Raw genomic sequence first — 23,127 nt, 5'->3', positions numbered from 1 at the left:
AGCAACTCCTCCTTTTCCCTTTTTATTATTCAAATCCATAGAAATCCTTTTCGCCGAATCCGTCACAGATCAATATCCAGCTCAACCGGGCAATGATCGGATCCCATGATTTCTCCGTGGATCTTCGCATCCTGAAGCTTTTCTTTCAGGGAAGGGGAAACAAGGAAATAGTCAATACGCCAGCCGGCATTCTTCTCTCGTGCACGGAAGCGATAGGACCACCAGGAGTAAACACCCTCTTTATCCGGATAAAAATAGCGGAATGTATCAATAAAGCCGCTCTCGAGAGCTCTGGTAAAGCAGGCTCTCTCTTCATCAGTAAAGCCTGCATTTTTGCGGTTGGTCTTCGGATTCTTGAGATCGATCTCCTGATGCGCCACATTAAGGTCGCCACAGCAGATCACCGGTTTCTTCTCCTGCAGTTTCAGGAGATAAGCCAGGAAATCCTCTTCCCATTTCATACGGTATTCCAGACGGCGGAGCTCGCTCTGGGAGTTGGGAGTATATACAGTCACAAAATAATACTCTTCGAATTCCAGCGTGATGACACGTCCTTCTTTATCATGTTCCTCTATCCCAATCCCGTAAACTGCAGACAATGGCTCCCTCTTTGTAAAAATGGCTGTACCTGAATAGCCTCTGCGGTTTGCGTAGTTCCAGTACTGATGATATCCGGGAAGTTCCAGTTTCACCTGTCCCTGCTGGCATTTCGTCTCCTGCAGGCAGAAAATATCCGCATCCAGCTCATGAAAGCGTTCCTCAAAGCCCTTGGTGATACAGGCCCGGATCCCATTTACATTCCAGGAAATAAATTTCATATTTTTATATTTTCTCCTCATTTTTTCGTCATATTTTTATTATATCTCACATTGTCGGATTAAGCAAAAATATTTTGAAAGTTTTCTCAGGCTCTCAAATATTTTGTATTACTGTTCACTCCGTTCTCAGTAACACGCTTTGCGGAATACTACAAGTGAACAATAACTATTTTGTTGCTGTTCTACGTCATATATGTTAAAATGTTCTCTATATCATGCAGAGCTGCCCTCTTATTTACAGGCAGCAGCAGAACGGAGGATTTCTTTTATGAGTGATGAATTTAACAAAAGCGGATGTGCACCAAGTGACTGCGCTTCCTGCACAGCTAACTGTGAAAGCAGGGTAGATGAGGCACATCATACCATCACCCTGACTATGGATGATGATACTGAGGTAGAATGTGCCATCCTTACTATTTTCCCTGTAGAGAACAAAGAATATATCGCACTTCTCCCACTGGATGAAAACGGCCAGAATGAGACCGGTGAGGTTTATCTCTACAGCTTCTCCCGCACAGCAGACGGCGATCCGATGCTGGCAAACATCGAAGATGATGAAGAGTACGACGCTGCCGCAAATGCCTTTAACGCAGTCGTGGAAAAAGCACGTGCAGACGAGGAAGCCGACACACTTCTCAGCTAAACAGGACATTTACCAAAGATAGTAATTACACAAAACAAGCCCGGAAATCGGATGTGTGTAGTCATCACACCTCTACCTTCCGGGCTTTCGTTTTATTTTGTGGTACTTCCGAAGCCACCGTTTCTTACTGCGTCCGCATCGTCATCCACGGTGATTCCGTATTCTACAAAGATTCCCTGCATGAAACCAGTTCCTGCCGGGATCTGGATAGTTTTATCTTCTCTTGTATCGTTGGTCAGTTTGGAAAAAATATGGCCTTCGTTGTCAGAAAAGAAATAATCGCTGTCAATGATTCCCACTGTGTTATTCAACTGCAGCCGGAATTTAAATCCCAGTCCGCTTCTCGGATAACATTTCAGGACCCAGCCCTCTTCCATCTCTACACGGATACCGGTCGGTATCTTTACGATCTCACCTGGCTTCATGGCCACATCCACAGGTGCATAAAAATCATATCCTGCACTTCCGGTCGTAGCTCTCTTCGGAAGCTTCAGACTGTCGTAGATATTTCGGATTTCCTCTTCTGAATACTGTTCAAAGGTATCTTTCCAGTCCTTTGCAAACTGTTCAAAACTTACCTTGTGAAATTTCGCAATTCTTTTCATTTTTCGTTCCACTCCCAATAGGTAATTTCAGAAAAAACCTCTGATCACTCCGCATACAGAACCACACGGTTCTCACGAAGTGACGCCTGTACATCGATCACCCTCTGATTTGAGGAGCCTTTCCATTTCAGAAGAACTTCTTTCTTATCCACCTGAAATTCCCCGTCCACGCATACATCCAGATAATGGATGATCTCGTACTGCTGGATTTCTTCCCAGAGAGAACCCGTATACAGCCAGATCGTCTTATCCGGATACTTCTCTCTGATCTCTCGTGCAAGAGCTGTTACCTCAGCGATATTGGAAGGATGCAGAGGATCGCCTCCTGAGAAGGTGATCCCGCTGATATAATCCTTGTCCAGCTCTGCAAATATCTCAGCTCGCTCGCTGTCCGTAAAGGGCAGACCTCCATTCGGATCCCAGGTAATGGGATTCTGACACTCCCGGCAGCCGTGTGAACAGCCGGCTACCCAGAGCACTACACGAAGTCCGTCTCCGTTTAACATATCGTCCTTGGTAATATTGTGGTATCTCATCATTTATGCTTCTTCCGGTACATCCTTCATGCTGAAGCTGATTCTTCCCATCTTGTCCTTGCCAAGGCAGATAACCTTAACTTTGTCGCCAAGTGTAAGAACATCCTCAACACGGTTGATCCTCTGTTTGGAGATCTTGGAAATGTGTACCATTCCCTCCTTGCCTGGTGCAAACTCAAGGAATGCGCCAAACTCTTTGATGCTGACTACGCGTCCTGTAAAGATCTGTCCTGCCTCAAACTCGGTAGTGATGATCTCGATCATACGTTTTGCTTCATCCATACCCTTCTGGTCTGTTCCGCAAATGGAAACTGCGCCGTCATCTGTGATGTCGATCTTCACACCTGTACGCTCGATGATCGTATTGATAGTCTTTCCTCTCTGTCCGACTACATCACCGATCTTCTGCGGGTCGATCTGGATCTGGATGATCTTCGGAGCAAACTCACCAACAGTTGTACGAGGTTTGTCGATACATTTCTCCATAACTTCTGTCAGGATATATTCTCTTGCCTCTTTTGTTCTGCGGATCGCTTCCTCAACGATCGGTCTTGTAAGACCATGGATCTTGATATCCATCTGGATCGCTGTGATTCCGTCATGTGTTCCGGCTACCTTGAAGTCCATATCTCCGAAGAAGTCCTCAAGGCCCTGGATATCTGTAAGAACGATGTAATCATCGTCTGTTTCACCTGTAACAAGTCCGCAGGAAATACCTGCAACCGGTTTTCTGATCGGTACACCGGCAGCCATCAGTGACATGGTAGATGCACAGATACTTGCCTGGGATGTGGAGCCGTTGGACTCAAATGTCTCAGATACGGTCCGGATCGCATATGGGAATTCTTCCTCTGTAGGAAGTACCGGTACCAGTGCTCTCTCAGCAAGTGCTCCGTGACCGATCTCACGACGTCCCGGTCCTCTGGAAGGCTTGGTCTCACCTACAGAGTAGGACGGGAAATTGTAGTGGTGCATATATCTCTTGGATGTCTCAAACTCATCCAGTCCGTCAAGACGCTGTGCCTCTGTAAGAGGAGCAAGTGTGGTAACGGTACAGATCTGAGTCTGTCCTCTTGTGAACATGGCAGAACCATGAACTCTCGGGATGATATCTGTCTCTGCAGCCAGCGGACGGATCTGTCTGATTTCACGTCCATCCGGACGTTTATGATCTTTGAGGATCATCTTACGGACAGTCTTCTTCTGGTACTGATATACAGCCTCACCGAGAACGGCAAGCCATTCCTCATTGTCTGCAAAAGCTTCTTTCAGCTTATCAGTGATCTCGCTGATGTTATTCTCACGTGTCTGCTTGTCATCAGAGAATACAGCCACCTCCATCTCTTCCGGAGGAACGATCTTCTTGATCTCATCAAAAAGCTCCTGAGGTACTGCACAGGACTCGTAGGAATGTTTCTCTTTTCCGCACTCTGCTACGATCTGGTCAATGAATCTGATGATCTCCTGGTTCACTTCATGGGCCTTGTAGATAGCCTCGATCATCTTATCTTCCGGGATCTCATTAGCTCCGGCCTCGATCATGATAACCTTCTCTCTTGTAGAAGCAACAGTAAGCTGAAGATCAGAAACTGCCTTCTGTGCAAGTGTTGGGTTGATGATAAACTCGCCGTCGATCATACCAACCTGTGTGGTTGCGCATGGACCGTCAAATGGGATATCAGAAATACAGGTTGCAATGGAAGAACCAAGCATAGCCGGGATCTCCGGATTGCATTCCGGATCAACAGACATAACCATATCTACCAGAGTTACGTCATTTCTGTAATCCTTTGGAAACAGCGGACGCATCGGACGGTCGATAACACGGGATGTAAGGATCGCATGCTCGCTTGCCTTACCCTCTCTCTTGTTGAAGCCTCCCGGGATCTTTCCTACTGCATACATCTTCTCCTCATACTCAACACTTAACGGAAAGAAATCGATTCCTTCTCTCGGCTCTTTGGATGCGGTAGCAGTAGCAAGGACTGTAGTATCACCGTAGTGCATAAGAGCAGCACCATTGGCCTGTTTCGCTACACGTCCGATATCTACAGTCAGTGTTCTTCCTGCAAGTTCCATGGAATAACTTTTGTACATATTCGTTCTCCTTTTCTTATTATATTAATATCTAACAGGAGCCCGAAACAACTGAAAAGACCACTTCCTTTGAAAAAAAGATCTCGACCGGAAATGGGCTTTTCAGTAGTCTCGGAAATCACTCCTGCGGTAATTCCGTCTGTGTTTATCACACATGTTAAAATGGGGCGGATGGAATCATCCGCCCCTCCCGTAGCAATTATTTTCTTAAACCTAATTTCTCAATCAGTGCACGGTATCTTTCGATGTCTGTTTTCTTAAGATAAGCAAGAAGGCCACGTCTCTGACCTACCATTTTCAGAAGACCTCTTCTGGAATGATGATCTTTGTGGTGTGTTTTAAGATGCTCTGTGAGCTCCTGGATTCTTGCTGTAAGAACTGCAACCTGAACCTCCGGTGAACCTGTGTCACCCTCTGTTCTTGCATACTCTTTCATGATCGCTGTTTTCTTCTCTTTAGAAATCATTGTTGTTTCCTCCTTGAAATTTTAATCAAACGCCGGGTATTAAGAAGTGGTCGGAGTCTCCGGCTTCTGAATACTGGCTTTTTTCACCTCGAACAGTATAGCACACGGTTTCTGACCTGTAAACTGTTTTTTTCGAAAAGTTTTTCCCGAAAGTTTTTATTTTTCGAGACTGCGGAAATAAGCCTTTCCCTTTTCTGCATCCTTCAGGAGCTGCTGCTTTAGTGCTTCTATGGACGAAAAGCGCTTCTCCGGTCTGGAATAATGAAAGAATTCCACTCTGCAGGGCTCTCCGTACAGATCCTCCTCACAGTCAAAAAGATAGGTCTCAACACCCAGGAATTTCTCTCCGATGGTTGGCTTATATCCTACGTTTGTGATCCCGCAAAGGGTTCTGTCCTTAAAATGGGACACTGTATCATAAACGCCATTTGGCGGCATCAGCTTTTCTTTTGCAGGAACGATATTAGTAGTGGGAAGAAGGACCTTATGTCCCATTCCTCTTCCATGTTCGATCACACCGTCCACAAAAAAGGGGATTCCCAGCAGATCATTAACCTTTTCCATATTTCCCTTTTTCAGTTCCTCACGGATAAATGTACTGCTGATCTTTCTGCGGCCTTCCATTTCTTTCGGAACAACATCCACAGTAAAGCCAAGCTTCCTTCCCATAGTCTCCAGAAGCTGTGGTGTTCCCTTGCGTTCATACCCGAACCTGAAATCTTCTCCCACTGCAACATGCTCCGCCTGAAGATCTCCCACCAGGATCTCTTTAATAAAGGTTTCCGCCTTCATATGACGGATCCGGTTATCCAGCGGACATTCGATCAGCACATCCACGCCTGCTTTCTCAAGAAGCTGACATCGTTCCTCTTTTGTAAAGATCATCTGACTGCCGATGCCAAGAGAAAAAAGGACTGTCTGCAGACCTTTTTCTTTCTGTTCCAGGATCTTCTCCACCAGTTTCTGGTGTCCACGGTGTATGCCATCAAATTTTCCAAGTGTCACCGCACTCTTTGAAAGGCGCGGAAATTCTCCGTCGATCTTCAAGTATTCCATATCTTCTGCTGCTCCTGCAAGTTTTTATAAAGTGTCATACAAAAAACATGCGGATGGGTACGTATTTCTGTTTTCTTTCATCCCAGCCGTATATTCCTGTGAAATTTCCGCTGCTTTTATACATCCGGACTTTTTCTTCCCTGCTGCCTCCCTGTACCAGTTCTTCCGGAAGCGGGTTTCCGTTATTGAGAAGTCTGTCTCCCTCCGGTGTACAGGTAAGGACCGGATACTTGGAAAGTACATCCTCGATGGAAACAAGCTTTTCCCCGATGGTCCCATCGGCAACCGCCTCCTCCACCTGGGAAAGTGTCATGCTCTCTTCCAGAGTGAAATTTCCGGACCTGGTCCGAAGCAGCTCTTCCATGGCTCCGCCGCAGCCTAATTTTTCTCCGATGTCATTGCAAAGTGTACGGATATAGGTGCCCTTGCTGCAGGTAACGCTTATGCGTACCAGCGGAAGCTCCATATCCAGTATCCTTATCTCATAAAAAACCACAGGGCGCGGCTTACGCTCTATGGTTTTTCCTTCTCTGGCCAGTTCGTAAAGCTTCTTTCCGTTTACCTTCAGGGCCGAATACATAGGAGGGACCTGCTGCTGTTCTCCCACAAAGGATCCCACTGCCTCACGGACTTCCTCTTCCGTGACGGTCACAGGTTTCTCAGAAAGAACAGCTCCGGTCATGTCCTGGGTATCTGTGGAAACTCCCAGCCTTAAAACCGCCTCATATGTTTTTTCTTTTTCTGTAAGAAGTTCCACCAGCCGGGTCCCCTTGCCCAGTGCAACAGGAAGTACTCCCTCTGCTGCCGGATCCAGAGTCCCGGTATGGCCGATCTTTTTCATGTGGAGAATCCCACGCAGCTTTGCAACAACATCATGAGAGGTATAACCTTTTTCCTTTCGGATCACAAGTATTCCGTCCATGATCTTATCTTTACTCCTCTGCAAGCTGTTTTTCAATTTCAGCGGTAAGGTTGTTGATCACATCGTACATGGAGCCCTGCATATCACAGCCGGCCGCACGCACATGTCCGCCGCCTCCGAAAAATACGGCAATCTTGCTTACATCCACCTTACCATTGGAACGGAGAGATACTTTAAAGAGTTGCGTCTGCATCTCATAGATAAAGATCGCAACCTCCACACCAGCAGTCAGACGGAGCTGGCTCACGATTCCCTCCAGATCCTTTCCTTCCACACTGTAGAAATCCATCTCCCGTTTTTTCAGATATCCGACCACACACTTACCGCCCTGAAGGAGAATACTCTCTGCCAGGACACGTCCCATGACCTGATTCTGAAGATATGTTTTCTGGTAAAAGGACTCATCGATGATCCTGCTGAAATCAAATCCTGTTTTCATCAGTTCTCCGGCGATCCTCATGGTTTCCGGTGTTGTGGAAGAATACTGGAACACGCCGGTATCATGTGCCATTCCCGTATAAATAGGAACCGCAATGGAACGATCGATCTTGTCTGAATCCAGAAGTCCGTAAAGAACTTCACTGGCAGAGCTGATTTCGCCTCTTACATGATTGACATCCGCAAATCCGTTATTGCTCACATGATGGTCAATGCAGGCTGTCTTTTTTGCTGCATCAAAATATTTCCGGGCAACTGCAAGTCTGTCCAGTGCGCTGACATCACAGGTGATAAAAAGATCATACACCTTATCTTCTTCTGCTTCTGTCTTAACCTCATCCATTCTGTCAATGTAATCAAATACAGGTTTTCGGTCTTCCAGATAAACATCTGCTTCTATATCAGGAAAATATTTCCGGATATAGAGATACAGAGCCATACAGGAACCAATGCAGTCCCCATCCGGACGGATGTGACCGCCAATGCCAACGGTTTTTACATTTTCCAGTATTTCTGAAATGTTTTTCATTTTTTCCACCTATTCCTCTGTTTCCATCCCACTCATTACGTCATTGATCTTCTTTGACATATTTACACCATATTCAATAGACTCATCCAGAACAAAACGGATCTCCGGTGTATTGCGGAGATTCAGTCTTCTGGCCAGTTCTCTCCGAACATAGCCCTCTGCATTCTTCAAGCCCCGGAGGGTGGAATCCTTGGCCTGTTTCTCGCCCAGCACACTGATGTAGGCTTTGCAGGTCTTAAGATCCGGTGCCACCTCAACAGCTGTCACAGAGGTCATCGGATGAATTCTGGGATCCTTGATCTCGCTGTGTATGATGGTGCTGAGTTCTTTTTGAACTGCACCATTCACACGTGTATTTTTAATGCTGTTTTTTCTCATTACGAATCACTCCTATCTTGGTACCTCTACCATGATATATGCTTCGACTTTATCTTCTTCTTTGACATCATTAAAGTCATTAAATACAAGGCCGCACTCATAGCCGGCACGAACTTCCTTGACATCATCCTTAAATCTCTTCAGGGATGCAAGCTCACCCTCGAAGATCTGGTCCTCACCTCGTGTGATACGAACCTTACAGTTACGCTGGAATGTACCATCCAGCACATAGCTTCCTGCGATGGTTCCGACACCGGATGCCTTGAACAGCTGACGAACCTCTGCGTGACCGATAACCTTCTCCTCGAATACAGGATCCAGCATACCCTTCATGGCTGCCTCTACATCCTCGATTGCCTGATAAATGACTTTATAAAGTCGAAGGTCAACACCCTCCTGCTCAGCAAGCTGTTTTGCTGTGGTATCAGGACGTACGTTAAAGCCAATGATGATAGCATTGGATGTTGCAGCAAGGCTAACATCAGACTCATTGATGGCACCTACGCCACCATGGATCACCTTAACGATAACTTCCTCGTTGGAAAGCTTGGTAAGACTCTGTTTTACAGCCTCAACAGATCCCTGTACATCGGCCTTGACGATGATCGGAAGCTCCTTAAGATCGCTGGCCTGGATCTGGTCAAACAGGTTATCCAGAGAAAGCTTGCCTTTGGTCTCCTCGAGAAGACGGCTCTTGTTCTCTGTAACGAATGCGCCTGCAAAGTTCTTGGCTTCTTTATCGCTCTCGAAGGACATCAGGATCTCACCTGCATTGGGAACATCGCCAAGTCCGAGGATCTCAACCGGAGTAGACGGACCTGCCTCTTTTACACGACGTCCTTTATCATCCATCATTGCACGTACCTTACCGTTGCATGCACCTGCAGCAATAAAATCTCCCACATGAAGAGTACCCTTCTGAACAAGAATAGTAGCAACCGGTCCTTTACCCTTATCAAGCTGAGCCTCAATAACAAGACCTCTTGCCTCACGGTTCGGATTGGCTTTGAGCTCGGAAACCTCAGCAGTAAGAAGGATCATCTCAAGAAGATTCTCAATTCCTTCTCCTGTATGTGCGGACACCGGAACAAAGATGGTGCTTCCGCCCCAGTCCTCAGGAATCAGTTCATACTCGGAAAGTTCCTGTTTTACACGCTCAACATTTGCACTTGGTTTATCGATCTTATTGATGGCAACGATGATCTCAACACCTGCTGCCTTTGCATGACTGATTGCCTCTACTGTCTGCGGCATTACACCATCGTCTGCGGCAACGACCAGAACTGCGATATCTGTAGCGTTGGCACCACGCATACGCATAGCTGTGAACGCCTCATGTCCCGGTGTATCCAGGAATGTGATCTTCTGGCCCTTGATATTTACCACGTAAGCACCGATGTGCTGTGTGATTCCGCCGGCCTCGCCTCTGGTTACGTTTGTATTACGGATAGCATCCAGAAGAGATGTTTTACCATGGTCAACGTGACCCATAACACAGACTACCGGAGGTCTCGGAACCATATCATCCTCGTCCTCTTCGTCCTCTTTGAGGAGCTCTGCGATCACATCCACCTTTTCTTCCTTCTCAGCAATGATATCAAAGCCAAGTGCGATCTCCTCTGCCTTTTCAAAGTCGATCTCCTGGTTTACGGTTACCATGACCCCTTCCATGAAAAGCTTCTTAACGATCACTGACGGCTGCATCTTCATCGCATCCGCAAGCTCACGGATAGTAAGCTTCTCCGGAATGGTGATCTCCTTGATCTCCGGTTTCTTCTCTTCCTGCTTCGGCTGTGGATTCGGTTTCTGAAGTGCTTTCGGAATTCTGGAATTCGGTCTGCGTCCGCCCTGATTTGGTCTGCGTCCGCCCTGGGTACCTTTCTCGAATTCTTTCTTCTTGTTCTTATTCTCTCTGTCACGCTCACGCTTGCTGTCCTTGGATGTCTTGGTCAGCTCCGGGGTGAATACAGCATCTGAAGAGCCACCGCTTCTTCTCTGTCCCGGACGCTGTCCGCCGCCCTGGCCACCACGGTTTGCTCCGCCGAAACGGTTATCTCCGCCTCTTCCGCCTTCGGAACGTCCGCCCTGGCCTCCCTGGCCACGGTTTGCTCCGCCGCCGAAACGGCTTCCTCCGTCTCTTCTTCCTTCAAAGCTTCCGCCCTGACCACCCTGGCCACGGTTTGCTCCACCGCTGAAACGGCTTCCGCCTCTTCCGTCATTCTGGCGTGGGCCTCTGTTTCCCTCGCCCTGTCTTGCCGGACGTCCCTCGCCATTCTGGGAACGGTTTCCGCCAAAACGATTTCCACCGTCTCTTCTTCCTTCGAAGGTTCTTCCGTCACGATTTCCGTCTCTTCTTCCTTCCGGACGGTTGCCCTGCGTTCTTCCGCCCTGAGTGCGATTCTGTCCACTCTGACCGTTTCTCTGCTCACCGGCCTCACCGTTTCTTGTGTTTGCTCCTGTGCTTCTCTGACCGCCGTTCTGTGGACGTGCCGGTCCCTTTCTCTCGCCCGCTGCCGGTTTTCTTCTTCCTTTACCGCCATCGCTGGCATTCTGTGCATGAAATACACGGATGATATTTTTTTTCTTTTTCGGTGCTTCAGACTTGTTACCCTCTGTATTCACCGTTGTTGTCTTTTCTTCTGTTTTTGGAGTATCCAATTGTCTATATTGCTCCTTTCCCGATCTGTTGAATTTATCTTTTATCATTTCTAACGTCAAACCTCCTTACAGACGCCTGTATCATGCAGGTTATCTGCCGGATTCTTTTTCCAGCGCCTTCATGATCGCCTTTGCAAAATTTTCGTCCTGCACGGCAAGGCTGGCACGGAATTCTTTGCCCATTGCTCTGCCCAGGCTCTCTTTGTCTGAAAGGAAATATAACGGAACTTCATAATAGGTACACATATTCCGAAATTTCTTTTTTGTGTTTTCGGAGGCATCATCTGCCACCAGTGCCAGGAAACCATTTCCTGTTTTTACGGATTTCTCTGTGGAAAATTCTCCGCTCACTGTTTTTCCTGCTTTTGTCGCAAGTCCGATGAGTGATAAAACCTTATTGTTTTTCAATTGATCCAAACTCCTTTTTGAGGTTCTGATACACTTCATCCGGAACTGCCATTTTCAAGGAACGCTCCAGGCCATGGTTTTTGATAGCCTTTTCCAGGCATTCCTCTGAGAAACAAAGGTATGCGCCGCGTCCGTTTTTCTTACCTGTAGCGTCCAGGATGATCTCATTCTCTGATGTCCTGAGAACTCGTATCATTTCCTTTTTGCTTTTCATTTCCCTGCAGCCGGTACACTGACGCATGGGAATCTTGGTTCTCGTTTTCATTATTCTTCGGCATCTCCATCTGCTGTTTCTTCAGCTTCTGTTTCTGTCTCTTCTGTATCTTCCTCTGCTTCTTCAATCTCTTCGGAAACAGCCTCTTCTGTCATTTCTTCCTCTGCTTCCTCGTGTTCCTCATCGTAATCATCGTAGAAGTCACCGGACTCTCTTGCCTGTGTCTCGCTCTTGATGTCAATCTTGAAGCCTGTAAGCCTTGCAGCAAGACGTGCGTTCTGTCCTTCCTTGCCGATAGCAAGGGAAAGCTGGTAATCCGGAACTACGACCAGTGCGGTCTTCTCATCCGGGTCAGCCATAACTGCGATAACTTTTGCAGGGCTTAATGCGTTCTCGATAAGGATCGCCGGGTTCTCATCCCAGTTGATGATATCGATCTTCTCACCGTGAAGCTCGTTGACAACCGCACCTACACGGGCGCCGTTCATACCAACACATGCTCCCACAGCATCTACATCCGGATCGTTGCTCCATACGGCGATCTTGGTACGGGACCCTGCCTCACGGGCAATGCTCTTGATCTCAACGGTACCATCTCTCACCTCTGCAACCTCGGACTCGAAAAGTCTCTTTACAAGACCAGGATGTGTTCTGGAAACCAGGATACGTGGTCCCTTCGGTGTGTCCTTTACCTCAAGGATGTAAACTTTTACTCGCTCAGTCGGCTGGAATGTCTCGCCTTTTACCTGCTCGTTCTCTGTGAGGACTGCGTCTGCCTTACCGAGGTTGATGCTGACATTTTTGCCCATTACTCTCTGAACAATACCGGTTACTACTTCTTTTTCGATTCCGTAGTACTGATCGTAGAGAACTTTGCGCTCTTCCTCACGGATCTTCTGAAGAATGACGTTCTTTGCGTTCTGAGTTGCGATACGTCCGAATTCCTTGGACTGGATCTCAACTTTCATAACATCGCCGATCTCTGCGTTGGTGTTTGTTTTCTGTGCATCCACCAGAGAAATCTCAAGAGCTGGATCCTCCACATGCTCTACAACAGTTCTGTCAGCGTAAACACTGAAGTCACAGGTCTCCGGATCGATCATAACGTGAACGTTATCTGCCTTTCCGAAATGGTTCTTACATGCCTGGATCAGTGACTGCTCAATTGCCTCCAGCAGTGTATCCTTACTGATATTTTTCTCTTTTTCGAGAACGTCCAGCGCATCTCTTAAATCTCTGCTCATTTTTCTTTTTTCCTCCTGAATTTTACAGATTCGATTCTCTTTTAGAATTCGATCGCGAGACGAATCAGGGCAATATCTTTTTTATCAAAGGTACGTTCTGTGCCGTCTTCATCGATTGTCACACTGTTACTATCATATGCATTTAAAATACCGCAGAATTCTTTCTGTTTCTCGATGGGCCGGTAGGTACGGATCTCCACCAGCTTGCCAAGACTTCTCTTAAAGTCTTTTTCTTTTTTAAGAGGCCGGTCAAGTCCCGGAGAACTGATCTCCATAATGTAGCTGTCCTCGATGAAATCCTGCTCATCCAGTATATCACTGAATGCACGGCTTACGTCCTCGCAGTCATTGACTGTGATTCCGCCCGGCTTGTCGATATAGCCTCTGAGATACCAGGTTCCGGCTTCCTTGACATACTCCACATCTACCAGTTCAAAGCCCCTGGACTCCACGATCGGTGTAAGGATCGCCTCTGTCTTCTGTTCATATTCTTCCCGTCTGCTCATGCTTCCCACCTGCCTTTCCTGTTTCTGCCTGTTTCTGAACAAATTCCTTCTCAGCAAATAGGAGCGGGCTCTCGCCCACTCCTATGCCAACAAGTTCTTAGTTTCGTTCATTGTAACACCAATGTTCGTTAAATGCAAGTATTAATTGCGATTTCCGGTTTTTGTGGTTTTTGTTCCCGCATAGGGAACACCCCATGTACCACACCGTTTGATTTCCTCTTTGTTATTTCAATTCACATTCCCGCGTGGGGAACGACTACGGGAGAGGCTCTGGCTGTATGTTGCATAGTTATTTCAATCCGCGTTCCCGCGTGGGGAACGACGAGCTGCCGGATCTTCGGAAAATTCATCTTTATCGTTATTTCAATCCGCGTTCCCGCATGGGGAACGACAACTTCCATTTGGTACGCCGAAATGCAAAGAGTGATTTCAATCCGCGTTCCCGCGTGGGGAACGACTATTTTTTAGAACAATTCAGGTTATGTATCGTCTATTTCAATCCACGTTCCCGCGTGGGGAACGACCTTCCAGAAGTTCCATGAATCCGAATTATAAATATTTCAATCCACGTTCCCGCGTGGGGAACGACACACAGAGGGAGATATTGTTGTACTCCGTTTGACATTTCAATCCACGTTCCCGCGTGGGGAACGACAGCAAATTTTCACAAATATTCTTTGCTTTTTTATGCAATAAATATAATTTTTCTACTTTTTATTATCCCTTCTCTCTTTTCTTTGGTGTTATTCGTTTTACTTTTCTGATATTTGTAGTGCGAATCCTACCGATATTTTATGTGTACTTCTGATTCGCACTTACATAATTAAAGGTTGATCTACTGGAATTCCATGTTCTATCCCTACATGTTCTATTTTAGTTTGATAATTATTTCCGAGGTAATAAAAACGTAAGCTATCTTTATTTTTGTCAATGATATCCGACAAAATCGCCTTCAAAGTAACACATTGCGCACTGTCCAAAATACATTCGAACACAGAATTTTGTACCCTTCTTCCGTAATTTGTACATTGCTTCGCTACCTTACGCAAACGTGTCCTTCCTGCAGCTGTCTCCGTATTTACATCATAGGTAATCAATACTAGCATTTTGTCACCTCATTTCCATAAAAATACCGGATAGCTATCCAAATCTCCTCTCAGATATCTTGCCAGCAGCATGGCCTGTACATAAGGAACCATTCCCCATTCTACTTTTTCTTTCAGAAATGGATGAGTAATCGTTTCTTTCTTTTTCTTCTGCCATTCTACCAACAGTTTTTTTCGAATCTCATCATCCATCAGAACAGCTCCGTTTTCTTTTTTAGTAAAATTTTTTCCACTTACGATCTTTTTGTTAACAAGTGACAGTACAAAACGATCTGCCAGTACAGCTCTTAATTCCTCTATCAGATCCAAAGCCAGTGAAACTCTTCCCGGTCTTTCTGTATGAAGATATCCAACATAAGGATCCAAACCTACACACTCCAGAGAAGAAGCAATTGTATTCGTCAGCAGCGTATATACAAAAGACAACATTGCGTTCATATTATCTAATGGCGGTCTTTTATTTCTTCCCTGAAATGAAAAATCCTTTTTCTGCTGCAAGATCATTTCATCAAAAACTCCAAAATAAACACTGGCCGCTTCTCCTTCAAATCCTCTTAATTGTGCCTTCGATTCGCATATTTGAATCAATTCCAACGTATATTTTAACTTTTCTGATGCAGTTTTTATTTTCTCCACCTCTACCTGCATACCATGATCTCTGGCACAACGTTCCAATACCCATCTTGCATTATATACCTTTCCAAGTATACAGTTTTTTGCAATTTCCAGGCTGATTGCAGAATCCAAACAACTTGCATACTGCTGTTCCCTCAGAAGCACATTTCCTCTTGTCTTTCCATTTACTCGAGCAAGAAATTTTCCCTGCGGTGTCATAAAACAAAGCGAAATGTTTCTTTCTGCACAAGCTCCCATAAGTGCCGGACTGACACCACGGTATCCAAAAGAAACGATTCCCTCCAAATTATGTAACGGAAGTCTTCCTTTTTCTTTGTTGTCTTCAAAAACAACAATATTTTCTCCATCCAGTCCCAGATAACTGTTCTCAGAAGTTACATACAATGTATTCAAAAGTTTTTTCATGTCTCCCCCTCCTCCAACATCCGGACTATATAGCTCTTTACAGAGGCTGGCTTATTTAATTTTGGAAGACAAAGTTCCTTTAAAGAACAAGAGCTACACATTTTGCCTGTTTTTACCTTTGGCGTATAACCTCTGTTATAATACTGATGCATTTCTTCAAACATATCCCTGACTTCATTCCTCAAATCATCTGTAATTTCCACCACTTCTCTGCGTCTTGTTTCCCCATAGAAAAGCGCTCCTACCGGTACTACTGTAGAAAGCATTTCTTCCAGGCATAAAGCCTGCGCTACAAGCTGCAATCTATCCGCATCTGTTGATTTAGACTTTCCTTTTTTATATTCTACCGGATAAACAGAATACATTCCTCTATGTCCATGAAGCCGTATTCCATCTTCACATTTATGAAATTCCACAAGATCACATTCTCCACTCACTCCCATAATTCTTGAAGAAACCGGCAAAGCTCTTACCAAAATAGTATCTTTTCTTTTTTCCGTCAAATATGGATCATGTACCTTCTGGTGCATCAGTTTTCCAACAGCTGTATGAACATTTTCTGCCCACTGCTGCTCAACATGGATCAATGCCCACTGTCTTCTGCAAAATTTAAAATGCTGTATACCTGATATCATCAAATAATCATCTTCTGTATACTCCATCAAATCATCCTTTTTACTTCAACAGATTCCGGTATTTTATCATTATGAATTTCAACTGTATAATCCTGATATCTTCTCGGATATTCTACATTTTCTTTTCGTGCTACTTCAACTGCATCAAACAATTTATATGCCGGACAATCTCCCAATTCTTTACTGTGCTTAAACACGATCAGTTCACGTACTGACATTTTTCCACGGGCTGCTGAATGGTCATTTTCAAACATATTTATGATCGCATCCCACAGAAGTTCCAGATCTTCTTCTGTAAATCCTGTTGTTTTTCGTGCAAGATTTGCAGATATAAAGCCCTCTGCGCGATACAATGCATATGGCACAATACTCTTTCTTCCCATTTCGGTACTTTTATTTTCGGCATCTTTTTCTGTTGTGATTGCCACACGGGTAATTGTAACTTCCTGACTGATCACCGGATCGATACTTCTCGCAAATCCGATCTGAACCGGTCCTCTCACCTGTCCACAGTTCAAAGAAGCTTTTACAAAAGTAGTCATTACCGCGCCGAAAGTTCTGATATCATAATAATTTTCACACATGTAATCCCGCAATTTTGAATCCACATCCGGATCATTTTTTTTCAGTTTTTTTAATGCTTCCGTTACTTTCTTATCATCTGCTTCTTTGATTCCAATATTTTCACATGCAGTTCTGTCACTTCGATTCAACGGAACATCTTCTTTAATATAAATTTTGTAACCCTGTGCATCCTCTTTTACTGTTTCCACATAATTTCTTATTTTTCTTTTCAGGCAGACATCCGTAACAAGTCCTAAGCCGCTTTCCGGATCTATTCTTGGCATATTTCCTGCATCCGGGTCTCCGTTTGGATTTCCATTTTCTACATCAAATAAAACTACAAACTCGTATCTGTTTTTAATAACTTCGCTCATCTATTTTCCCTCCCGTTTTCCCAAATACCTTCCTGTTTCTGGTGGTAATACCCTAAAATAAATTTCCCTTGTTCCTCCAATGACAAACGTTTTGGATAGGATTCCAGCTTACTCACCAATTCGCCCAAAAGATCTTCATATTTCCTTTTCAAATACCCCTTATCTCTTTCTATTTTTTTTATATGACTATTCTTCAACTTAAACAATACCGGAAATACCGATGCCGGTGTTGCACATGCTGAATTAAAGTAGCGATCCCGAATCGTTGATTTTATTTCCGGATTTGCATCCGTCTGAATTGACTCCAAAACAGCAAATACCCTTCCCAGTACATACGCCACGTCATTAGATTCTTCATTTAAACCCATGTAAATTTCTCCTTCCATATTTTTATAATTTTTCATTAAAAAAGCTTTAAGAATGGAAGCTCGTCCCCAGGTTATCCGCCCCTGCTCAGCTCGTATTCTTATCAATGTATCTGTATACAGACTTGCCGGATACCTTGTATTTTGTAAGACAGAAGAAAACACCATAGCAGCCATATTGGAAATCGGTTTTTTATCTCGAGAATTCAGATTTACAGTTTCTTTCAGCATGTCCTCTATTCCAATATATTCACGTTCTTCCCGTTTGGGTTTTACCATCTTCATTCGTTCATAATGGCATTCCAGATTCTTTATGATATTTCCAAATGAATTCTGGTAAAAAAATCTTACGGATAATCTGGCAGCATTTGGTGCCAGACATAAAATATAAAACTTCTGAGATGGATTTAATTCAATGTCATCAATTATGATCTGTTCATCTTTTCTGAGTTTTTCAAAAAATGTATGCACCTCATTTTGATTATCTTTTATCGGATTTAACAATGCCAGAAGTACATCCTGATATTCTTTTTTTGCCTCCTCTGCCCAGTACACAATGATAGAATCTCCCAGTGAAAATGTATATTTTCTTTGTGCCAGCAAATAATTTAATGCACTTGTATAAGCAAACTCCGCATACTTTCCAACAGGTGCATTATAGCTCTGTTCTTTTCCATAAGATTCAAATGATGGTGCATTAAAAGAAACCAAAGCTGCACCACTGGATTGTGCTCCCGGAACTCCTTTTATGTTCCTGTGAATTCTTGAAATCTCTGTTTTTTTTCCTGTTACCAGACAGATTCCATCCATATCTGTTTCCGATTGGTTACTGCTGGCATCCCATAGTCTTTCTATTTCATCGTCATCCTGAGCATATTTTTCATTCATACAGAATATAAGATTTCCACCATCTGTAATCTCTTCCCAATTTTCTAAAACAGCTGTATTCTCTTTTGCTTCTTCCGGATTCCATTTATGAAAGAACGCACATATGGCCCGTGACATTTCCCCGGAAGTATTTTCCAATAATTTAATATGCTTTTCTTTTGCCGCTTCAAAACACTCTGTAATTCTTTTTCCTGTACCGTTCTTATCAATTCCAAGAAGATATTTCGAATTGTCACATAGAAAATTCGCAGCGACTCCGGAAGACCGCGTAAGCATTGTCGGAACTGTCATTGTTTTGGAAATCCAAATCTGCTTTTTTCCTGCCTGAACCTGATCTTTCAACCATATGATATTTTTTATATTTCCATCTATGGATAAATTAATCCCATAAGAAACTTTCGCCTGACACCATCCTTGCCTGGGCAATTTTCCTTGTTTTTCCAGATTTTCATAGTATTTTACCAATGCCTGCAGTATCATCGAACCACCTCGCAGTTTCGCACATCTATCACGCCCTGTTTCATAATTGCCCGAAAAAACATGGGACTAAGGTTTTCTTCATCCGAATAATCAATGTCATACAGCATAAATCCAAAATCTTTTTCTTCCACATCATCATAGGCTGTATGGATTTCTTCTTCCTTGCACAATTCAAAATTTGCAGGAAATTCCCGACATCCCAAATACGGCATATGATAACATTGACCTCTCGTCAGTCTCCTCATAATGATATCCTTAAACTTCCCCGGATTGTCAGTTACATTTGCTTTTTCGGTCATTTCAAAATGGGCTTCAATAACATACTCTACATCACTCAACAATAATGATGCTCTCTGCACGATTTCCTCTTTACTACTACAATATAAAGGTTTCTTACTTCCATTATAAGCTTCAAGCATCTTGTTTCGAGATATTTTACTCTTCACTTCATTTCTTCTTACACTGGTAAATTTAATTGGTTTTTTTACATAAATTTTGTCTATACACCACTTCATACCGGGATGCCAGTAAATTGCTTCCAAAATCCCCCGGGCTGCCGATGGTGTTATCACATCATAAGAGCACCTCTCTACTTTCATCTCCGGTCTGGAAAACAATGCATAATCTCCCCAGACTCTGACTTTTACTCCCATCCCCATAAGCGTTTCCTCTTTTCTATAATATTTCTCCTGCTTTATAGCATTCCGCTATATATTCTCTCGACTGATAATAAAAATCTGTATTGTAGTCTGAAATATGTGCATCGATCCAGGAATGATAAATTTCCCAGATTCCTTTTTCGATTTCTGTATCTTGATAGATATCTTCTATTAATCTTTCATATACTTCTCCAATGTCCCAGTAATCCGGAACCGTGTATTTGCACATTGATATATTGTCAAATTTTCCTTCTGGGATCTTACATTGCTCTATAAACTCCGTAGCAACTTTTTCTATTGGTTCACAATGAAACACATCCGCATAGTTATATATTCTCTTTATATTTTTCCTGCCAAGATAATCTACAATTTCACATCGACACTGTTTTCGCATTCGTCCTATATATTCAATCAAACTACATGTAAAAAACAGATTGTTATTATTTTTCCTTGCCATACACAACCTCACTTCCTATAAATTTCAAAGTATCCAGTGCAGAGATTGTATGAAAACTGATCTGATGTGTTGGATATTTAAATTTTACCAGTTCCCAGAAAGCCGCTCTTGAAATCTTGCCATCCAGATAATTTTGCAAATAGTTATAAATCGTATCATCTGCCATTGGGCCTTCCACAATATCATATTGATGAGATTGTCCATTCCGACAGGAGATAATAAAATCCAGCCATTTTTCTGTCATTTTTTCAAATTTAAGAATTTTCAATTCTGTATTTTCTGTATACTCGTACTTATTGATATATCCTTTGTCACCATATCTTGTTGCCCACCGTTCTGCCTGTTTTTCAATATTTGTGCAATAGAAACCAAAATAAAAATCTTTGTTAAATCTGGCTTTCCTAATCTCCGGATACTCTACGATTTCTTTGCTTCCATGATATAAGGTCATATACAGCTCCTTTTTTCTGCAAATTTATTCTATTTCGAACAAATTATCTTTTATATTTTTCTGTTATTCTAAATATACTACACTCTTCTCAAATAAACAATACTTATCACTAAGATTTTATATTTAAATTTATTGAAATTTTTATATGTATATATTATATTTATCTTATGTCAGGAATTCTTTCCAAACCACTGGATTGAAATAACGCCTGTGGATTGAAATAATAACTTTAAGTATAACAGTCAGTAGTACGTAGAACCGGGAGATTAAAGCAAAAAGCTTTAATCCCCCGGTTCTATTTCACAACTGTTTTTAACTAAAAATTCCCATACCATAGTCAATCTCAAGATTCAATCCTGTCTCTTCAGAATATTGATCCAAATCTATAAGTTCATAAAAATCCTGCATATCCTCCGAGACCGGTCTCAACATGCCTGCATCATTATATTTTTCAAATTTCTGTACATATAAATTCACACAGTATTGTGCCGCCCGCCTCATTCTCGATTTTGTAAATCCTTTATTTTTCAGGTCCTGTAATATCTGTTTCGCCTCTTCTTCCTGATTCACAAAAATTGTTACCGTATTTTCCTCTATTAATTTAAACTCTCTTCCTACTGTAGCAAAATTATGCCATCCCCCATTAAGTTCTTCACAGATTTTCTTCTTATCCAAGCTTTCTCCCCGCATATGATAAAGCATTTCAAAGTATCTTGTCACTGTCTGCAGATCTTCACTCTTACATTCATCTGTAAGCAATGCTTTCGAAACATCTATCTGCTGTCTCTGTCCCGGAACTTTTTCTGTATCATCAAACTGGAAAATCACCACTTTACTTTCTTCTATTGTACGCTTTCCCTCTCGATTGCATCTTCCTGCCGCCTGAATAATTGAATCTATCCCTGCAATCTGCCTGTATACCGTACAGAAATCAAGATTTACTCCTGCTTCCACCAGACTTGTTGAGATCACAATACATTTTTTCCCTTCATTCAGTCTTTCTTTTATCTGCTTTAGCATACGTTTTCTGTGTTTTGGATACATGCTTGTAGACAAATGATAAACGCCTTCACCTTTGATCGCATTATAAATTTCCTGTGCTTTCTTTTTGGTATTGACAATACATAATGCCTGTTTTTCTTTTACCAAACGTTCTTTCAATATTTTTTCTGATAACTTCCCGGCATTTTCAAACTGAACTCTTTGAAAAAATTCAAACTGTTCCTCTGTTCTCGGACAAAGTTCAGTAATATGCTTTATATCTTTAAAAAAAGGCTCCAACGCCGGCTGTGTAGCGGTGCACAATACTGCACTTACTTTATAATTTAGTATCAGTTCTTCTATTGCCGCCAGACAAGGCTTTAAATAATCATTGGGAAGCATCTGTGCTTCATCAAATATGATCACGCTGTTTGCTATATTATGTAATTTTCTGCATTTGGAGGATTTATTTGAGAATAAAGATTCAAAAAACTGTACATTCGTTGTGACCACTACTGGCCTATCCCAGTTTTCTGCTGCAAGCTGCATTGCTCTTAACTCTTCCGAACCTTCATAATCCACATTACAATGATTTTCCAGAACATTTTCATCTCCCAGTATCTTCCGAAAAACATCTGCATTCTGTTCAATAATACTGGTATACGGAATTACATAAATAATACGATCCATATGGTGTTTTACCGCATGTCTCAATGCAAACGCAAGCGATGCAACGGTTTTTCCTCCACCTGTAGGAACCGTTAACCGAAAAAGTCCTTTTTCTTTCTCTCCTTTTTCAAGACAGGCTTTCAAAATCTCTGTTCTTCTACCATTCACACTTTCTTTTTCTGTATTTTCCAGCCATTCTGCTATGTATTTTTCCAGTTTATCCAAGAGCACCGACATCTTTTGCCCCTGCTGCCGTCCTGACTTTCCCTCTGTCATGAATTCTTCTGTATCAAGAAAATCTGCATCAACAAGGCAGGAATACAACATTCTTGTAAACATGCTTAATGAAAAATTTACATCCACCATTTTCCCTACATCAACCGGTGGTGTTTTCAACTCCGGAATCTGCACTTCGCTTTTGTATGCCTGAAAATCTTCTATTTTCTTCTTTCTTCTTCCAAGTGTCGTAGGTGAATTTCCTGCATCCATACTGGTTCCATAATCAGACAGCCCTGCATGATGTCCGGCAATACACATCTCTAGAAACGGATACATTCCTCCAAGTTCCAGACAAACTCTCGCTCCTGCTGTCGCATGATCCACCTTTATTTCTTCTCCATGGATTCTTCGTTGAAATTTATCACTGTATTTTCCAATATCATGTAACATTCCACAGCAATATCCCCAGTCACCTTTTCCGAAAACTTCAGCAAAATCTCTTGCTTTTTCTGCTGTTCCCTGCAAATGATCTAATATACTCTGTTCGCGTCCTTCATCACAATGTGCAATATATTTCATACTTATCTCTCCCACCATTAACCCCCTCTTAGCAAAATGCCCCGTCAGATTTCTCCAACGGGGCAAATAAATTTACTAACTCGTAAGCTACTTTCTTATAAGTATAATAACTTACACAATTGCAAAGTCAAGCAAAAAGAT

The 23,127-nt window shown here is 43.0% G+C and carries 24 protein-coding genes and 1 CRISPR repeat array; of the genes, 1 reads left to right on the top strand and 23 read right to left on the bottom strand.

From position 1 onward, the window contains the following. Nucleotides 1-62: 62 nt before the first annotated feature. A complete protein-coding gene (locus tag DWX61_RS11750; protein WP_021977111.1) occupies nt 63-818 on the bottom strand; it encodes an exodeoxyribonuclease III in 756 nt (251 codons plus the stop codon). Nucleotides 819-1,086: 268 nt separating this feature from the next. Between DWX61_RS11750 and DWX61_RS11745 the strand changes: the two genes are divergently transcribed. Then, nucleotides 1,087-1,461, top strand: coding sequence for a DUF1292 domain-containing protein (locus DWX61_RS11745; protein WP_118513643.1), 375 nt, complete (start codon nt 1,087-1,089; stop codon nt 1,459-1,461). Nucleotides 1,462-1,553: 92 nt separating this feature from the next. Here the strand turns inward: DWX61_RS11745 and DWX61_RS11740 are convergent, their stop codons facing one another. From DWX61_RS11740 to cas3, 22 genes are all read right to left on the bottom strand, one after another. Next, nucleotides 1,554-2,066: a dCTP deaminase/dUTPase family protein gene (locus DWX61_RS11740; RefSeq protein WP_118513645.1), complete on the bottom strand. Its 513-nt coding sequence runs from the start codon at nt 2,064-2,066 to the stop codon at nt 1,554-1,556. Between the two features lie 44 nt (nt 2,067-2,110). Continuing rightward, nucleotides 2,111-2,605, bottom strand: a complete 495-nt coding sequence (nrdG, locus tag DWX61_RS11735) for an anaerobic ribonucleoside-triphosphate reductase activating protein (RefSeq protein WP_330575509.1) — start codon at nt 2,603-2,605, stop codon at nt 2,111-2,113. Next, entirely contained in the window at nt 2,606-4,699 is a 2,094-nt protein-coding gene (locus DWX61_RS11730) for a polyribonucleotide nucleotidyltransferase (RefSeq protein WP_118625421.1), read from the bottom strand. It abuts the gene before it with no gap. A 199-nt stretch (nt 4,700-4,898) separates the two neighbouring features. Beyond that, on the bottom strand, nt 4,899-5,165 hold the full coding sequence (gene rpsO, locus DWX61_RS11725; RefSeq protein WP_015525801.1) for a 30S ribosomal protein S15: 267 nt from the start codon (nt 5,163-5,165) through the stop codon (nt 4,899-4,901). A gap of 156 nt (nt 5,166-5,321) precedes the next feature. Further along, the gene (locus DWX61_RS11720; protein ID WP_118625419.1) at nt 5,322-6,221 is read right to left on the bottom strand and encodes a bifunctional riboflavin kinase/FAD synthetase; all 900 of its coding nucleotides are present in this window, start codon (nt 6,219-6,221) and stop codon (nt 5,322-5,324) included. Between the two features lie 34 nt (nt 6,222-6,255). Beyond that, nucleotides 6,256-7,143, bottom strand: coding sequence for a tRNA pseudouridine(55) synthase TruB (truB, locus tag DWX61_RS11715; RefSeq protein WP_118513651.1), 888 nt, complete (start codon nt 7,141-7,143; stop codon nt 6,256-6,258). 10 nt (nt 7,144-7,153) lie between these two features. Continuing rightward, nucleotides 7,154-8,110, bottom strand: coding sequence for a DHH family phosphoesterase (locus tag DWX61_RS11710; RefSeq protein ID WP_022426620.1), 957 nt, complete (start codon nt 8,108-8,110; stop codon nt 7,154-7,156). Nucleotides 8,111-8,119: 9 nt separating this feature from the next. Next, nucleotides 8,120-8,488, bottom strand: coding sequence for a 30S ribosome-binding factor RbfA (gene rbfA / locus DWX61_RS11705; protein WP_015525797.1), 369 nt, complete (start codon nt 8,486-8,488; stop codon nt 8,120-8,122). A gap of 12 nt (nt 8,489-8,500) precedes the next feature. Next, nucleotides 8,501-11,146 carry a translation initiation factor IF-2 gene (gene infB, locus DWX61_RS11700; protein ID WP_330575510.1) on the bottom strand — a complete coding sequence of 882 codons (2,646 nt, stop codon included), beginning with the start codon at nt 11,144-11,146 and terminating at the stop codon, nt 8,501-8,503. A 90-nt stretch (nt 11,147-11,236) separates the two neighbouring features. Beyond that, nucleotides 11,237-11,554, bottom strand: coding sequence for a L7Ae/L30e/S12e/Gadd45 family ribosomal protein (locus DWX61_RS11695; protein ID WP_118513657.1), 318 nt, complete (start codon nt 11,552-11,554; stop codon nt 11,237-11,239). Beyond that, complete coding sequence (rnpM, locus tag DWX61_RS11690; RefSeq protein ID WP_015525795.1) at nt 11,541-11,819, bottom strand: RNase P modulator RnpM; 279 nt, start codon at nt 11,817-11,819, stop codon at nt 11,541-11,543. Before rnpM ends, DWX61_RS11695 begins: the two co-directional genes overlap by 14 nt. Next, on the bottom strand, nt 11,819-13,012 hold the full coding sequence (gene nusA / locus DWX61_RS11685) for a transcription termination factor NusA (protein WP_114001441.1): 1,194 nt from the start codon (nt 13,010-13,012) through the stop codon (nt 11,819-11,821). The genes rnpM and nusA overlap by 1 nt, the downstream gene beginning before the upstream one ends. A gap of 41 nt (nt 13,013-13,053) precedes the next feature. After that, entirely contained in the window at nt 13,054-13,518 is a 465-nt protein-coding gene (gene rimP / locus DWX61_RS11680) for a ribosome maturation factor RimP (protein ID WP_021650312.1), read from the bottom strand. 224 nt (nt 13,519-13,742) lie between these two features. Then, nucleotides 13,743-14,173: direct repeats of the CRISPR family, unit length 33 nt; unit sequence TATTTCAATCCACGTTCCCGCGTGGGGAACGAC. A gap of 160 nt (nt 14,174-14,333) precedes the next feature. After that, nucleotides 14,334-14,624 (bottom strand): CRISPR-associated endonuclease Cas2, encoded by a 291-nt coding sequence (gene cas2, locus DWX61_RS11675; protein ID WP_118513659.1) that lies wholly within the window; start codon nt 14,622-14,624, stop codon nt 14,334-14,336. A gap of 9 nt (nt 14,625-14,633) precedes the next feature. Further along, nucleotides 14,634-15,665: a type I-C CRISPR-associated endonuclease Cas1c gene (gene cas1c / locus DWX61_RS11670; protein ID WP_118513661.1), complete on the bottom strand. Its 1,032-nt coding sequence runs from the start codon at nt 15,663-15,665 to the stop codon at nt 14,634-14,636. Then, a complete protein-coding gene (gene cas4 / locus DWX61_RS11665) occupies nt 15,662-16,327 on the bottom strand; it encodes a CRISPR-associated protein Cas4 (protein ID WP_118513663.1) in 666 nt (221 codons plus the stop codon). The genes cas1c and cas4 overlap by 4 nt, the downstream gene beginning before the upstream one ends. Further along, entirely contained in the window at nt 16,327-17,238 is a 912-nt protein-coding gene (gene cas7c, locus DWX61_RS11660) for a type I-C CRISPR-associated protein Cas7/Csd2 (RefSeq protein WP_118513665.1), read from the bottom strand. Before cas7c ends, cas4 begins: the two co-directional genes overlap by 1 nt. Beyond that, on the bottom strand, nt 17,235-18,971 hold the full coding sequence (gene cas8c / locus DWX61_RS11655) for a type I-C CRISPR-associated protein Cas8c/Csd1 (RefSeq protein WP_118513667.1): 1,737 nt from the start codon (nt 18,969-18,971) through the stop codon (nt 17,235-17,237). Before cas8c ends, cas7c begins: the two co-directional genes overlap by 4 nt. After that, entirely contained in the window at nt 18,968-19,630 is a 663-nt protein-coding gene (cas5c, locus tag DWX61_RS11650) for a type I-C CRISPR-associated protein Cas5c (RefSeq protein ID WP_118513669.1), read from the bottom strand. The genes cas8c and cas5c overlap by 4 nt, the downstream gene beginning before the upstream one ends. A gap of 16 nt (nt 19,631-19,646) precedes the next feature. Continuing rightward, complete coding sequence (locus DWX61_RS11645; RefSeq protein WP_118625417.1) at nt 19,647-20,087, bottom strand: hypothetical protein; 441 nt, start codon at nt 20,085-20,087, stop codon at nt 19,647-19,649. Next, a complete protein-coding gene (locus DWX61_RS11640; protein ID WP_118625415.1) occupies nt 20,071-20,538 on the bottom strand; it encodes a DUF3990 domain-containing protein in 468 nt (155 codons plus the stop codon). The genes DWX61_RS11645 and DWX61_RS11640 overlap by 17 nt, the downstream gene beginning before the upstream one ends. 312 nt (nt 20,539-20,850) lie before the next feature. Beyond that, on the bottom strand, nt 20,851-22,986 hold the full coding sequence (gene cas3, locus DWX61_RS11635) for a CRISPR-associated helicase Cas3' (protein ID WP_118513780.1): 2,136 nt from the start codon (nt 22,984-22,986) through the stop codon (nt 20,851-20,853). Between the last annotated feature and the right edge of the window lie 141 nt (nt 22,987-23,127).

Source organism: Ruminococcus sp. AF20-12LB (assembly GCF_003478985.1).
Classification (GTDB): domain Bacteria; phylum Bacillota; class Clostridia; order Lachnospirales; family Lachnospiraceae; genus Blautia_A.
The sequence above is the reverse complement of the archived record's forward strand: the minus strand, read 5'-3'. Positions and strand labels throughout refer to the sequence as shown.

Excerpts from the sequence above, each read along its gene's own strand:
- DWX61_RS11720 (WP_118625419.1), bottom strand. The coding sequence starts at position 6,221 with ATGGAATACTTGAAGATCGACGGAGAATTTCCGCGCCTTTCAAAGAGT.
- DWX61_RS11645 (WP_118625417.1), bottom strand. The coding sequence starts at position 20,087 with ATGGCAAGGAAAAATAATAACAATCTGTTTTTTACATGTAGTTTGATT.
- DWX61_RS11750 (WP_021977111.1), bottom strand. The coding sequence starts at position 818 with ATGAAATTTATTTCCTGGAATGTAAATGGGATCCGGGCCTGTATCACC.
- rpsO (WP_015525801.1), bottom strand. The coding sequence starts at position 5,165 with ATGATTTCTAAAGAGAAGAAAACAGCGATCATGAAAGAGTATGCAAGA.
- cas5c (WP_118513669.1), bottom strand. The coding sequence starts at position 19,630 with ATGGGGATGGGAGTAAAAGTCAGAGTCTGGGGAGATTATGCATTGTTT.
- DWX61_RS11730 (WP_118625421.1), bottom strand. The coding sequence starts at position 4,699 with ATGTACAAAAGTTATTCCATGGAACTTGCAGGAAGAACACTGACTGTA.
- cas2 (WP_118513659.1), bottom strand. The coding sequence starts at position 14,624 with ATGCTAGTATTGATTACCTATGATGTAAATACGGAGACAGCTGCAGGA.
- cas4 (WP_118513663.1), bottom strand. The coding sequence starts at position 16,327 with ATGGAGTATACAGAAGATGATTATTTGATGATATCAGGTATACAGCAT.
- cas1c (WP_118513661.1), bottom strand. The coding sequence starts at position 15,665 with ATGAAAAAACTTTTGAATACATTGTATGTAACTTCTGAGAACAGTTAT.
- DWX61_RS11740 (WP_118513645.1), bottom strand. The coding sequence starts at position 2,066 with ATGAAAAGAATTGCGAAATTTCACAAGGTAAGTTTTGAACAGTTTGCA.
- truB (WP_118513651.1), bottom strand. The coding sequence starts at position 7,143 with ATGGACGGAATACTTGTGATCCGAAAGGAAAAAGGTTATACCTCTCAT.
- rbfA (WP_015525797.1), bottom strand. The coding sequence starts at position 8,488 with ATGAGAAAAAACAGCATTAAAAATACACGTGTGAATGGTGCAGTTCAA.
- rnpM (WP_015525795.1), bottom strand. The coding sequence starts at position 11,819 with ATGAAAACGAGAACCAAGATTCCCATGCGTCAGTGTACCGGCTGCAGG.
- cas3 (WP_118513780.1), bottom strand. The coding sequence starts at position 22,986 with ATGAAATATATTGCACATTGTGATGAAGGACGCGAACAGAGTATATTA.
- nrdG (WP_330575509.1), bottom strand. The coding sequence starts at position 2,605 with ATGATGAGATACCACAATATTACCAAGGACGATATGTTAAACGGAGAC.
- DWX61_RS11710 (WP_022426620.1), bottom strand. The coding sequence starts at position 8,110 with ATGAAAAACATTTCAGAAATACTGGAAAATGTAAAAACCGTTGGCATT.
- DWX61_RS11745 (WP_118513643.1), top strand. The coding sequence starts at position 1,087 with ATGAGTGATGAATTTAACAAAAGCGGATGTGCACCAAGTGACTGCGCT.
- DWX61_RS11640 (WP_118625415.1), bottom strand. The coding sequence starts at position 20,538 with ATGACCTTATATCATGGAAGCAAAGAAATCGTAGAGTATCCGGAGATT.
- rimP (WP_021650312.1), bottom strand. The coding sequence starts at position 13,518 with ATGAGCAGACGGGAAGAATATGAACAGAAGACAGAGGCGATCCTTACA.
- cas8c (WP_118513667.1), bottom strand. The coding sequence starts at position 18,971 with ATGATACTGCAGGCATTGGTAAAATACTATGAAAATCTGGAAAAACAA.
- nusA (WP_114001441.1), bottom strand. The coding sequence starts at position 13,012 with ATGAGCAGAGATTTAAGAGATGCGCTGGACGTTCTCGAAAAAGAGAAA.
- cas7c (WP_118513665.1), bottom strand. The coding sequence starts at position 17,238 with ATGAGCGAAGTTATTAAAAACAGATACGAGTTTGTAGTTTTATTTGAT.